We start from the raw sequence: 12,782 nt of genomic DNA, 5'->3' as shown, positions 1-12,782 counted from the left end.
AACTTTGAACCTGAAATTATAGGCTCTGAGCTGCTGTGATGATAGATAGCTTGTACACGTCTTCTGCAGAGCAGCCGCGTGATAAGTCGTTGACAGGGCCATTCAAGCCTTGAAGAATCGGACCGATCGCTTCGTAGCCACCTAGACGTTCTGTCAATTTGTAGCCAATGTTTCCAGCGTCGAGTGTCGGGAAAATAAAGACGTTTGCATCGCCTTTGATGACGGATTCCGGAGCCTTCTTCGCTGCTACACTTGGTACATACGCCGCGTCAAATTGGAATTCTCCATCGATCAATAGCTCAGGCGCCAATTCTTTGGCTAGTTTAGCCGCCTCCACCACTTTTTCCGTCTCTTCTGTCACTGCGGAACCTTTAGTGGAGAATGAAAGCATCGCAACGCGCGGATCAATTCCGAATGCTTTTGCTGTTTTCGTACTCTCCACTGCGATTTCAGCTAACTCTTTAGCTGTAGGATTCACCGTAATAGCACAGTCTGCAAAAATCAGACGTTCTTCTTCTTTCATCATAATGAAGGCTCCGCTTGTTTTGGATATGCCGGGCTTCGTCTTAATAATCTGCAATGCCGGACGAACTGTATCCGCTGTTGAATGTGCAGCCCCGCTCACCAAACCGTCTACACGTCCTGTATAGAGTAGCATAGTTCCGAAATAGTTTACATCTTTCAATTGTTCACGAGCCTGCTCAATTGTCGCTTTTCCTGCACGACGTTCAACGAATTTTTCTGCCAGTTCTTCAAAGTAGGAAGCGTTTTCAGGATCAATCAACTTCATTTCCGAAATATCAAAGCCGCCATCTTTTGCTGCCTGATGTACCGCTTCTTCATTCCCTAATAAAACCGGTGTAATAATCCCTTCTTGTTGAAGATGTACAGCCGCTTCAAGTACTCTCACGTCTTCCCCTTCAGGTAAAACAATCGTCTTTCCTTTACCTTCCAACGTTTTACGGATACTTTCAAAAAGATCTGCCATATGTAATTCCCACCCTTTGTTATATTTTCCTATTCATCATACCTGAAAAGCCCAATTAATACATCATGTATTCCGAAGTTTTCTGATAACTGTAACTTGTCCATTCATTTTTATAGTACGTATCGTGGGTCGTACCTTATCCCTTAACGAATAAAGTCCGTTATGATACACTTGAAATAGAAACTACTTTGATTTAAAAGGAGATTGAATTCAAGTGAACGAAGCAGCTATTACATTAGACGGTTGGTATGTACTTCACGATTTTCGCACGATGGACTGGGCTTCTTGGAAACTGATTTCAAAAGAAGAGCGCCAGGCAGCAGTCAATGAATTTCTAACATTTTTAGAGCGTATGCAAGAGGCGGATGATGCTAAAACAGGCAGTCATGCGTTTTATACAGTAGTTGGTCAAAAGGCAGACTTCATGCTAATGACATTACGCCCTACAATGGATGAACTTCAGCAACTAGAAGCAGAATTCAATAAATTAACGATTGCGGATTATACGATCCCAGCGTATTCTTATGTGTCGGTAGTCGAGTTATCGAATTACCTAGCAGGTGAATCTGACGAAGATCCATATCAGAATCCATATATACGCGGACGTTTGTATCCTGAACTACCACGTAGTCAATACGTTTGTTTCTATCCAATGGACAAGAAGCGTGAAGGCGAAGACAACTGGTACATGCTCGACATGGACGACCGTAAAGGGTTAATGCGTAGCCACGGTATGATCGGCCGCGGATATGCAGGTAAAGTAAAGCAAATCATTTCAGGCTCTATCGGTTTGGATGATTACGAATGGGGCGTCACACTGTTCTCTGATGACATGTTACAGTTTAAGAAGCTCATTTATGAAATGCGTTTTGACGAAGTCAGCGCACGCTACGGCGTATTTGGCTCGTTCTTCGTCGGTACGATTTTAGACGCCGACAAGCGCGCAGCATTTTTCGAAGTTTAATACGTATGATGGAAGCCGCGAATGAAACACTTCGCGGCTTTTTTTGTTGCGATGAAAAGGGAAGAATAGGGCTAGCGGTTCGGAGTTGAAGCGGAAGCTGGGGACGCTTTCCGGAGGGCATGGCTTACTCAAATGCAACCTATAAAAGTGCATGCTTTTAACGCTCCGCTTTTATTCGCAAAAGCGGAGCATATCTTTACGCCAGCGAACTAGTTGGGTCATCGCGGGCCCTCCCGAACGCGTCCGCCTGGAACGCAGCGTAACGGTAACTCCTCCCCCGTGCCTCAAACTCCCTCTCCAAAAAACTTCATTCATACCCACCACCCCTCCAACATAAGATACAACCAAGGGGGTTTTGCTTTAGCTGTCATTGCGATAAATAAAAGGGAACGAAAGCGCTTGCTAGTCTCACACAGACGACTTCAAAACGCAACGCACTTCCCCGCGCCCAACAAGACTGCCCGCGAGTAAAACTAACAGATCTGGAGAGGATGTTGAAATGGTTCAATATTATTGGAATCCCGGCTATGCCCAGCAACAAATGGTACCACCCCAACAAATGGTACCGCCCCAACCGAATGTACAGGGGAACGCACCCACTACGCCTTTTAGAGAGCAGTCGTACATCGAGAATATTTTACGACTTAACAGAGGAAAACCTGGCGTCTTTCACTTTTCATTCGAACATGCGGTAGATGCAGGCAAGAACACGAAATCTGTCGCGGGTATGGTGGAAGCTGCAGGACGCGACCACGTCATCCTCAGCGAAGCGAATACAGGACGTCGCTATTTATTCCCTATGATTTACTTCGACTATGCAGAGTTCCCTGAGGAATTAAATTATTTCGACCAAACGCCATAAGAAAAAAACCGCTCATCATATGTGAGCGGTTTTCCTATGTTATCTTCCAAATTTCACAGCGGCAATGATTAACATGATCCAACCAGCGATGAATGCTACACCGCCGATAGGTGTGATGGCGCCAAGTATTCCGATTCCAGACAAGCTAAGCACGTACAAGCTTCCGGAGAAAATAATAATACCAGCCAGAATCAAATAGCCAGCCCATGAAAGTTGTGTAGACGGCCCAAGCAATGTACTACTCATTAAAATACCGATAGCGAGCAAGGCAATTGCATGGAACATCTGGTATTGGACCGCGGTTTCCCAGACGGCTAAGTAATGTTCAGACAGACGATCTTTCAATGCGTGTGCACCAAACGCCCCAAATGCAACTGCGATCGCGGCGTTAATAGCTCCTGCGATAATAAAAAACGGCATGATTATTCCTTCTTTCTAACGAATCTTGTCCACCTGTTTCCAGTCTATCATATTCAAACACGTAAAAAGGACAGGTGTTTGAACGGTTTGTGGCGCATTAAAAATCAAACAATGATTCCCCATTGGCATCCGCCTCTTGTAATGGTTGCTCGTTCAGCGACGTAATGGGTGTCGCATGGACAGAGCTCATTTGCATGGGTTGTGGAATCGACGGTGCAGACGGCCTTTCTTCACCGAGCATCAGGTTACATAACGTTCGTACAGCATAAATGGCTTCTCTTTGTGCCGCTTCATTCTGTGTTTGTTTCGCCAAGCGAACTTGTTGCTCGATTTCTCCAAGCAATTGTGCAACTGTGATCATCTCATTTTCATCCCCTTCTTCGGTTCAAACTTCATACACTCCATACCTGAGGAGCGTTTTACTACTATAGATGGCAACATTTTCGTTTTGAATCCATATGCCTTGCAGCCCCGCGGACTGGCGGGATCCCATGTGGTATAAAAGAAGATACAGTCGAAGCAATTGACAGCCATCGTCACACTTCCTTTCTACTTATTCACTTGATGGTTTTCGCCCAATCAATCGGCTCTCTTCCCCACTCTCGTAAATAATTATTCGCTTTCGTAAATGGCTTACTGCCAAAGAATCCTCTCGAGGCACTGAATGGACTCGGATGTGGTGACTCAATAATCGCATGACGCCTGCGATTGATCAATGCCGTTTTTTCTTGCGCATGCTTCCCCCATAAAATGAAGACAATGGGTGTGCTACGCAACGACAGTTTACGAATGACTTCGTCCGTAAAGCGTTCCCAGCCTTTTCCGCGATGCGACGCTGCTGCTCCTTCACGCACAGTCAGCACAGTATTCAATAATAATACACCTTGTTCGGCCCATCCTGTCAACATCCCTTCAGTCGGGACATCGATTCCAATATCCGATGATAGCTCTTTGAAGACATTGCGTAAACTTGGCGGTATTTTAACGCCAGGCTGAACTGAAAAACTCATGCCATGCGCTTGGTTCGGTCCATGATACGGATCTTGGCCCAAAACCACGACCTTAACATCTTGAAAAGGCGTCAGTTCAAATGCCGTCCATATATCAGCCATTTGTGGATAGATGACATGATTTGTGTATTCTTCGTGTAGGAACGTGCGCAGTTCTTGATAATATGGTTTGTTGAATTCATCTTGTAGTATGCGGTCCCAGTCATTACGAAACTTTGCTACCATTTGCATCACTCCTTAAATTCAATATCCAGTCGATAGCCTGCGAATGAGAACATATCTTTCAGCGTTTTTACTACATTCTGTTCTGCAGATTCCAGTACGTCCTGCTCGGTGATTTTACTTAGGTCAATTCCGGCTTTGATCGAGCCTGGCATGACAACTAATAAATTCCGCTTCGTTCCAGGAAAATTAACGCTGATGCTTTGACCAAATAATTTATTGTCGGTGCGTTTGACGAGCACTTTCGTATACGCTTCCGCCGTTGTCAGTTGCTGTAGCTCTTGTACCCGCTCGACAAAAGCTGTTTTTTGTTCTGAAAAAGTAGAGCCTAGTTGCATTCAATAAAAGCCTGCGATCGGCAGGATAATAAGTGCAGCGACCAATAGTAAGGTAATAAAATATAGGCTTTTCTCCACGATGACCATAAAGTAAAGGCGAGTTCGAGAATTCCTCCCTTGCGCTTTCGTTTGATCTTTTTACATCCAGCGAATGTCACGGCTGCTTGCGCATCAGCCTCCGTCTTTTCCTTCTTCCCTATCTTAGACGAATTATGCTTACTCATGGCTCACATCCTCTCGTTTCATCAAACGCTCTGTTTCTATTTATACGTTCCTTCAAATAATAGGTTTCATAGGTAAGCCCTATTCACGTGACAAGCTTTCTAGACTTTCATCATACCCGAATTGTTTGTATTTCGACAATTAGTTGTATACTATAAGTAACATGAAAATTTAGTAAGCGAAGGAGACGTTTGATTATGTCATTGAAGAAAACTTTGACGATTGCAGGCTCGGATACATCAGGTGGTGCTGGTATTCAGGCAGACTTGAAAACTTTTCAAGAACACGGTACGTATGGCATGACAGCAGTGACCGTAATTGTCACAATGGATCCCGATCAGAATTGGTCGCATAATGTCTATTCTTTGCCAATCGATGTCGTGAAAGCACAATTGAAAACTGCATTATCCACTGGAATCGACGCGATCAAGACAGGCATGTTGAGCACAGAAGAAGTCATTCAGACAGCAGGTCAAGCCATTGATGAATCTGGTTTAGATCATGTCGTCATCGACCCTGTCATGGTGTGTAAAGGTGAAGATGAAGTATTGAATCCTGGGAACACGGATGCGATGATTACATATCTCGTGCCAAAAGCAGAAATCGTCACACCGAATTTATTCGAAGCAGGACAATTAGCTTCTATGAAAACACCAAAGACCATTGAGGATATGAAAGTGGCCGCACAGAAAATCCATGAACTTGGTGCGCGTAATGTGGTAATCAAAGGCGGTAAACAACTCGTTCACGAAAAAGCGGTGGATTTATTTTACGATGGATCAACGTTTACGTTACTGAAATCCGAAAGATCTGATACGTATCATAATCATGGCGCGGGCTGTACGTTTGCAGCGGCGATTACGGCAAATTTAGCGAATGGATTGTCGATCAAGGACGCGGTCATTGAAGCAAAGCAGTTTGTCACAGCGGCCATTGCGCACGGCTGGAAGCTCAATGAGTATGTAGGACCTGTCATGCATGGTGCGAAAAGTCAGTTCGACGCGCCACGGGTTGAGTTGCAAGAAGTATAATGAATGCTTACAAGTCAGGTGTATTCCTGGCTTTTTTTGTGAGCCGTCTAATCGCATTCAAACTACAATATCTATATAATACTAAATAGGAAGATTGCAGCGAAATGACTGCAAGATTTAGGAGGATGAGTATGGAAACTGTTGACGTGAACCATTTACAGGAGTTACTAGACTCCTTTGCCAATAAAGATGTCTACATACATTTGGAAACAACAAATGGATCGTATGCTTCTCATTTCCAAGAAGGATTTTTTAATGCGGGCGCGTTTATTCGTAATGTCGTCATCCGCTATGAACTTGGAAAAGTGGCGGGCGAATCCCCTCACCGCATCGGTTTGAAATTGCCGAGTGGTTGGATTTACGCTCAAGGAATTACACACTATACACTCGATGAACATGATCGTTTACTAATGGCGGGACTTGGACCTGATGGAAAACTAGCGGTAGCGCTTGAAATCAGTGAAACGCCATTTGCTTATTAAGAAGGGAGATTTTTTGATGTTGCAAAAAGAACGACACGTACTCGTTGTATTCCCTCATCCAGACGATGAATCTTTCGGCACGGCCGGCACGATTGCACAATATATTGAAATGGGCGTTCCCGTTACGTATGCTTGCTTGACACTTGGTGAAATGGGCCGAAATCTCGGAAATCCTCCTTTCGCTAACCGCGAAACCTTACCGCAAATCCGGAAACAAGAGTTGCTAGGCGCATGTGATGCGATGGGATTGACAGATTTACGAATGATGGGACTTCGAGACAAAACGATAGAATTTGAAGATCCCGAGAAACTGGTTAACATGATGACTGACCTCATTGAAGAATTACACCCTTCGTTAGTCATTTCATTCCACCCGACACTTGCTGTTCATCCCGACCACAACGCAACAGGCGTAGCTGTGATTGAAGCGATGAGTCGCATGCCGGAAGCTGATCGACCGGTGCTGTATATGAAAGCATTCGATAATGACACGTTGAATCAATTGGGTGAACCGCATGTTGCGCATCACACACCCAACGTAGCAGATAAAAAGATTGCCGCATTACGCGCACACGCCTCCCAGACAGTTTGGATGCTGCCCGATATGGAAAAACGGTGGGCTGCCAACGACAAGGATGCACTTGACTGGTTGTATAACGAAGCCTTTTATATTCATGAATTCAAGTAAAAAACCGCAAATTTGCGGTTTTTTTTGTATCTTATATGAGATTACTCCTCTTCAAATGCATGAATAAAGGCATAGAGATCCTGTACCTTTTTCTCAAATACTTCCACGTTTAACGCACGATCCATTTGGATTCTTGCGCTGTTTTGTGCTTGCACAGCGGCTTGCATCTGCTTGCCCGCTTCTCCAATCACCGCTCGATAACGGTGTCGTATCTCATCGATTTGCTTTTCTGCATCGTCATCTTCTGCGCATAACGGCACGATGTCTACTAACTCATCGCGCGGACTTTCTGCATCATAGGCATGGGGTTGCGTCGAATCAAACAAGCACACAGACAACTCCGGAAACAGGACTAAGTCGATACTTTTCGCATCCAATCCGCACCAACCATACAGCACATCTAGCCCTCGGCGCTGTGCTTCGTCTCCTAGCGCACGCATCATCGTCGACTTACCTGTGCCCGGTAATCCCTTGATCAGAAAACGACGTTTCGCATGTTTCGTGATAGATGGGATAAAGTCATGCGCGCTTCCAGCAGACAATGAGCCAACTATGCGATGCGAAACGTGAGCTGTCTTCGTCAACTCAATCGTCCCGAATATTTCTCGCTTTAATTCTTCCGTAATCTCTTCGTGGCGGGGCCAATCCATGCGTGCGATATTCACTGCTTCCCATTCGTCATGAATCGCTTTTGCGTTCTTCAATTCTTTCAACGCCTGACCGATGTGTGTTTTCTCTTCTGTCGACAAAACACTCACTTCGTTATGCTGTCCAAGTAGCTGATCTTGATGATAGACGTCATAGAAAGAAAAGACTTTTTGGCGTTTGCCTAGATCTGTTGGCTCGAATGAAACCGGATGGGATGCCTGCAAAATGAGAAGTTCCAGTTCTGTCACGAAAAGCGCATCGGTCTTATCCACATGGCCAGGGTTCATAAATTTATCGACACTATAGCCCTTGTTGACAAAATAGACTACTAAGTCATTGAGCACTTGCGATAAAGAATGCGTTGGTAAACACTTCAAAAATATCGTTTTCTTTGATTCCGCTAGCAACTCTTCATACTTATGCTGCACGCCTTGTCCTGTATAAGCCGTCCCCATGTAATCTGTAATATGTCCGTATATATTGACCACCCTTTCTTTCTTCATTTCATTATATGTATAGGCAAATAAAAAAAGCACAGCCGAGTAGGCTTATGCTCCTTTATAGTGTAATAAAACTTTTTCGTCCGTTTGCTGAGTGATTTTCAATAACAGTTTCTTGCATTGCGGTAAGGCAATTTGAATGATTTGCCCAGAAAATAACACGACAACTACTGTACCGATCCCTACAGGTCCACCAAGTAAGAAACCGATCAGTGTCGCAATAGCTTCAATCGTGGTCCGAACCAATCGAAGGCTCCAGCCAAACTTTTCGACAAACAACAACATCAAACTGTCACGAGGTCCAGCACCAAGATTTGGAGATACGTATATTCCTACACCATAAGATAGGACAAATACACCGATGATGAAACAAATAATTTGCACAGCCAATGAAGAAACATCGGGTATGAGCCAGTTGAAAAAGTCGATAAATAAGCCGATGACCAACATATTAAGCCAAGTGCCTACTCTCGGCCATTCTTTCAAAATAATCGACGTCACTGAAATGATAACAAAACCGGATAGTATACTCCATGATCCTATCGTTAATCCGAAGTTTTGATACAACCCGAGATGGAGCACGTCCCACGGAGCTATGCCAAGCCGCTGTCCTTTAATCATCAATGAGATGCCAAGCGACATGATCATCATTCCTCCGATGAAAAATATCCATCGCCAAGCTAATAAATTACGCATATACATTCTTCTTTCTTCTGTTTATCAATGTCTTTATTGATTCATTGTAACAGAAATCAACAGAGTTGCTATGGTCTTACTTTACGAGATCGCTAAATTGTGCTTTTGCGACATGTGCCAAATCTTGTGGGGCCAATTTCATTTGCAAACCAACTTTACCCGCACTGACATACAAAAAGTCAAGCGCTTCTGCTTGTTGGTCAATGAATGTCGGTAACTCCCGTTTCATACCAATCGGTGAACATCCGCCACGGACATAGCCTGTTTCTTTCGTTAATTCCTTCATCGGAAGCATTTCAACTTTTTTAAAGCCTGCCGTTTTCGCTGCTTTTTTCAAGTCTAGCTCATCGGAGACAGGAATGATAAAAACGAGTAAATCCGTCTTGCTCGCCATGGCGACAAGCGTTTTATAGACGGTAGAGACCGGTTCATTCGTTTTATTCGCAACCGAAATACCGTCATTATGTCCATCGTCTGTTTGATAGCTATGGATTTCATACGGAATCTGCTCGCTCTCGATGATACGAATCGCGTTGGTTTTCGGTAATTTGTTCTTTTTAGACATATGTAGGACTTCCTTTCTCTTCGTTTGGATAGAAAGCTAATAGAATATATATCATCAAAAAAGCCCATTCACTGGGTTCCAGCAAAACGGGCTTCGTTTTCAAATGAAGTAGATTAGATGCTGACATTCATTTGTGGCTGATCCATTTCGTATTGCCTCATCCTCGCTTGATGTTGGACTTGATAGATGGAAAATGCATGGCTATATTGCTGTTGCATACGGCTCGGTCCGTTAGTTGCAACGGTACTATCGACTATGCCCATTTGATTACGGATCATTTTGGCGCGGTTATGTAACGCTAATTGTAGTTCTGCTTGGTTTATTTTTGCTGATGCATTACTGGCTAGTTGATAATCCGCTATTGTTGGCGGCGATTCAGAGTATGCCTCTTTGCGGACTTCACGCAAGAGATCAATCGTTTCATCCAAGTTATTGCCGAGCGGAATCGAAATATTCTTTACCTGGCCTGCACCAAGCTTTTGGAAGTCTTGTTGCGTTTCTCCGGACTTCTCAATCGGTGGTAAGTTTCCGCGCAGCAATGCAACTAGGTCGTCTTTGGTCTTTTGCGCTAGTTCACGGAATTCTGTTTGGCGTTCATAGGCGTTCTCGGTATTCTTTCTACGGACTGCGTCATACCGCTGTAGTTGTTCGGCAGCGCTCGCAAACCCTAATACAGCATTCATGGTACCCACCTCCGAATAGAATGTTCGATACGTGTATCTAGTATAACTAGTTTACGCAATAGCGTGTGAACTGCCAATCCATCAAAAGATTGGATTCGCTTAGGTTGGTAATTTCATTTTACCCACTGGGTACCCTTTTCATACTGTATGGATAGGCAAGGCGGGTGGAATTTACTAGTGTTAATGCGAGAATATGTGTACTATAGATGCCCTTTTTTTATGTGATCAAACAACGCTTCTCGTTGCTTGACAGAGTGTATAGGATGGAAGGTGATAGATCTTCCACTGTAGACAGTACGTGAATTAGTAAAGCCCTTGAACCGAGTTAAGTTCAAGGGCTTGCCGAGTTCACATATAGAAACAATACAATTTTACCATTAATGAACACCGATCAATGTCACTTGACACGCGTGCTCCACCTTACATTTCATGTCACTCAATCTTTCATGATCTTCGGCGGAGTTTCACCTGGAATTGCTGGTTTTTCATTTGATGGATCTTCTAAGAACTTTGTCTCGACGACTTCTTTTGGCATCGTCGCTTTGCCGTTCTTTTCTTCGAGTCGGTCAATCGTTCGTTCGATTGTTTTATTCAACGTCGAAAGCGCTACGATGGTGTCTCCTGTTTGTGCTTTTAGTTCTTTTTCTGCTGTGTAAAACTCCATTTCCCCATTCGCCCGTATGATGTACAACAACACCGATCGGTCATCACGCTCGCGTAAGTATTGCGTGTAGCTGTATTGTTTCGTCAGCAACGTCTTACGGAATACATGCCCTTGGTTCATACGATCATCTAATTCGTGGATGGATAAATTCGGTGTGAACAAGAATTGTCCTGTCGCCAGGTTAAATTCTTGACCTGCGCTTCGTTTATGCGTCGTTGTCTGGAACAATAGGTCACGTCCTAGGTCCGGCGTGAAATCGGCGCATACGTGCGAGTTATAGGAATCCGTCTTAGTCATCGCTAAAATATAACGATATGGCGTCAAGTCTAAATGATAGCCCGTATGCTCGGACAAAATATCTCCCCTGTATGTTGGAACGCTAAGTTTTCGCGCATTGGACAGACCGCCCCATGAATCTTCCACGACTAACACTCTATGGCCCACGTTACGAATATTATTCGCAAGCTCCGCTACAAACCTTGTACTTCCGATCAGGACTACACCTGATTCTTCCGGCGTGGCCAAATTGAGTTTCTTTGCTAGCCAACCAATTGAAAAACCATGAACGACGACGGTCGCAAATACGAGCGCGAAAGTCAAAGCGGTTAGAAGCTCCGCGTCTTTATAGCCATTCTCTAGCAATATGGTCGCGAAATAACCCGATACGGTCAGTGCCACAATTCCTCGTGGCGCAATCCAACCGATGAGTGTTTTTTCACGATTCGTCAAATCTGTACCGATTGTTGATATCCATATAGAAAGCGGTCTGACGACAAATAGCATCGCGAGTACATACAGAATAATTTTCGGGTTCAAAATTTCAATTAAAACATGCGGATTCAAGGACGCCGTCAACATGACGAAAATTCCTGAGATGAGCAATACCGAAATATTCTCCTTAAAGTTGCGAATATCTTCTAACGTAGTCAAATGCATATTCGCCATCGTCATCCCCATCGCGGTGACCGCCAACAGACCCGTTTCGTGCATAATTTCATCAGATAATACAAAGACAAATAACACGAGGCCGAATAAAATCGGAGCTTTCAAATACTCCGGTACCCAGCCTTTTTCAAATGCTGTACCCAAAATTCGGCTCGTTCCCCATCCAAGAAATACGGAGAACAGCGAAGCACCAACGAACAGCAACATCGCTTTGGCCGTTACTTCACTATTGAGGAACCTGATAACTTCAAATGCAAATACCGCTAGCAATGCGCCGAACGGATCGACGACAATGCCTTCCCACTTCAATATGGCGGCGGCACGAGGTTTTAACCTTGCTTGTCGAAGTAAAGGCAAGATTACAGTAGGACCTGTGACGATAAACAATCCACCAATGATGAATGCCACTTCCCACGACAATCCTGCGATATAGTGAGCTGCAAGTGAACCTGCAATCCATGCGATAAACGCACCGAACGTTACGATTCTTGCAACGGGACGTCCAAACCCTTTAATTTCTTTAAAATCAAGGTTCAAACTGCCTTCAAATAGTATGATAGCTACTGCGAATGTAATAATGGGTGAATATAACTCGCCCATTGATTGCTGTGGATTGATCAAACCGAAAATCGGTCCAACTACTAGCCCTGCAATTGCCATTACGACAATCGCTGGCATCCTCGTCCGCCATGCTATCCATTGCGACGCTACGCCAATTAACACGACCAACATCAAATCCATAAGCAATGAATTGAACATTAGGTAGGTCGCCTCCTTCCCTCTTTCAAGCCTTTCTGAACTGCTTCCATCCCATTGTAATAAACTATTCTCGTTTTTCATAGGGTAAGAGGAAC

The 12,782-nt window shown here is 44.2% G+C and carries 16 protein-coding genes; 5 read left to right on the top strand and 11 right to left on the bottom strand.

Translation table 11 applies throughout. The features are described 5' to 3' along the window. Positions 1-16: 16 nt before the first annotated feature. Complete coding sequence (gene pta, locus SporoP17a_RS12065; protein ID WP_083034903.1) at positions 17-988, bottom strand: phosphate acetyltransferase; 972 nt, start codon at positions 986-988, stop codon at positions 17-19. Between the two features lie 214 nt (positions 989-1,202). Between pta and hemQ the strand changes: the two genes are divergently transcribed. Both hemQ and SporoP17a_RS12055 read left to right on the top strand, forming a co-directional pair. Next, positions 1,203-1,952, top strand: coding sequence for a hydrogen peroxide-dependent heme synthase (gene hemQ, locus SporoP17a_RS12060; protein WP_083034902.1), 750 nt, complete (start codon positions 1,203-1,205; stop codon positions 1,950-1,952). 499 nt (positions 1,953-2,451) lie between these two features. After that, entirely contained in the window at positions 2,452-2,814 is a 363-nt protein-coding gene (locus SporoP17a_RS12055; protein ID WP_083034901.1) for a spore coat protein GerQ, read from the top strand. A gap of 39 nt (positions 2,815-2,853) precedes the next feature. Here SporoP17a_RS12055 and SporoP17a_RS12050 read toward each other — a convergent pair whose 3' ends face one another. The 5 genes from SporoP17a_RS12050 to SporoP17a_RS12030 all read right to left on the bottom strand — a co-directional run bounded on the left by SporoP17a_RS12050 (position 2,854) and on the right by SporoP17a_RS12030 (position 4,804). Further along, on the bottom strand, positions 2,854-3,234 hold the full coding sequence (locus SporoP17a_RS12050) for a DUF423 domain-containing protein (protein WP_083034900.1): 381 nt from the start codon (positions 3,232-3,234) through the stop codon (positions 2,854-2,856). Between the two features lie 97 nt (positions 3,235-3,331). After that, on the bottom strand, positions 3,332-3,595 hold the full coding sequence (locus SporoP17a_RS12045) for a YwdI family protein (protein ID WP_083034899.1): 264 nt from the start codon (positions 3,593-3,595) through the stop codon (positions 3,332-3,334). After that, positions 3,592-3,768 (bottom strand): uracil-DNA glycosylase, encoded by a 177-nt coding sequence (locus SporoP17a_RS17035; RefSeq protein ID WP_083034898.1) that lies wholly within the window; start codon positions 3,766-3,768, stop codon positions 3,592-3,594. The genes SporoP17a_RS12045 and SporoP17a_RS17035 overlap by 4 nt, the downstream gene beginning before the upstream one ends. 23 nt (positions 3,769-3,791) lie before the next feature. Then, positions 3,792-4,469, bottom strand: a complete 678-nt coding sequence (locus tag SporoP17a_RS12035) for a uracil-DNA glycosylase (RefSeq protein ID WP_083034897.1) — start codon at positions 4,467-4,469, stop codon at positions 3,792-3,794. Positions 4,470-4,474: 5 nt separating this feature from the next. Further along, a complete protein-coding gene (locus tag SporoP17a_RS12030; RefSeq protein WP_083034896.1) occupies positions 4,475-4,804 on the bottom strand; it encodes a DUF4230 domain-containing protein in 330 nt (109 codons plus the stop codon). Positions 4,805-5,223: 419 nt separating this feature from the next. Between SporoP17a_RS12030 and pdxK the strand changes: the two genes are divergently transcribed. The 3 genes from pdxK to bshB2 all read left to right on the top strand — a co-directional run bounded on the left by pdxK (position 5,224) and on the right by bshB2 (position 7,227). Further along, positions 5,224-6,057, top strand: coding sequence for a pyridoxine/pyridoxal/pyridoxamine kinase (gene pdxK / locus SporoP17a_RS12020; RefSeq protein ID WP_083034894.1), 834 nt, complete (start codon positions 5,224-5,226; stop codon positions 6,055-6,057). A 131-nt stretch (positions 6,058-6,188) separates the two neighbouring features. Beyond that, positions 6,189-6,539, top strand: a complete 351-nt coding sequence (locus tag SporoP17a_RS12015) for a YojF family protein (RefSeq protein WP_083034893.1) — start codon at positions 6,189-6,191, stop codon at positions 6,537-6,539. 13 nt (positions 6,540-6,552) lie between these two features. Beyond that, positions 6,553-7,227 carry a bacillithiol biosynthesis deacetylase BshB2 gene (gene bshB2, locus SporoP17a_RS12010; protein WP_083034892.1) on the top strand — a complete coding sequence of 225 codons (675 nt, stop codon included), beginning with the start codon at positions 6,553-6,555 and terminating at the stop codon, positions 7,225-7,227. 41 nt (positions 7,228-7,268) lie between these two features. Here the strand turns inward: bshB2 and SporoP17a_RS12005 are convergent, their stop codons facing one another. From SporoP17a_RS12005 to SporoP17a_RS11985, 5 genes are all read right to left on the bottom strand, one after another. Next, a complete protein-coding gene (locus tag SporoP17a_RS12005) occupies positions 7,269-8,363 on the bottom strand; it encodes a hypothetical protein (protein WP_156890568.1) in 1,095 nt (364 codons plus the stop codon). 60 nt (positions 8,364-8,423) lie between these two features. Next, positions 8,424-9,071, bottom strand: a complete 648-nt coding sequence (locus SporoP17a_RS12000) for a YczE/YyaS/YitT family protein (RefSeq protein WP_083034890.1) — start codon at positions 9,069-9,071, stop codon at positions 8,424-8,426. A 76-nt stretch (positions 9,072-9,147) separates the two neighbouring features. After that, on the bottom strand, positions 9,148-9,636 hold the full coding sequence (ybaK, locus tag SporoP17a_RS11995; RefSeq protein ID WP_083034889.1) for a Cys-tRNA(Pro) deacylase: 489 nt from the start codon (positions 9,634-9,636) through the stop codon (positions 9,148-9,150). A gap of 113 nt (positions 9,637-9,749) precedes the next feature. Next, positions 9,750-10,319, bottom strand: coding sequence for a hypothetical protein (locus SporoP17a_RS11990; protein ID WP_083034888.1), 570 nt, complete (start codon positions 10,317-10,319; stop codon positions 9,750-9,752). A gap of 436 nt (positions 10,320-10,755) precedes the next feature. After that, the gene (locus tag SporoP17a_RS11985) at positions 10,756-12,687 is read right to left on the bottom strand and encodes a cation:proton antiporter (RefSeq protein ID WP_237262321.1); all 1,932 of its coding nucleotides are present in this window, start codon (positions 12,685-12,687) and stop codon (positions 10,756-10,758) included. Between the last annotated feature and the right edge of the window lie 95 nt (positions 12,688-12,782).

Origin of the sequence: Sporosarcina ureae, assembly GCF_002082015.1 — a bacterium.
In the GTDB taxonomy this organism is placed as follows: Bacteria; Bacillota; Bacilli; order Bacillales_A; family Planococcaceae; genus Sporosarcina; species Sporosarcina ureae_A.
Note: the sequence above shows the minus strand (reverse complement) of the source record. Positions and strands in the feature narration are given on the sequence as shown.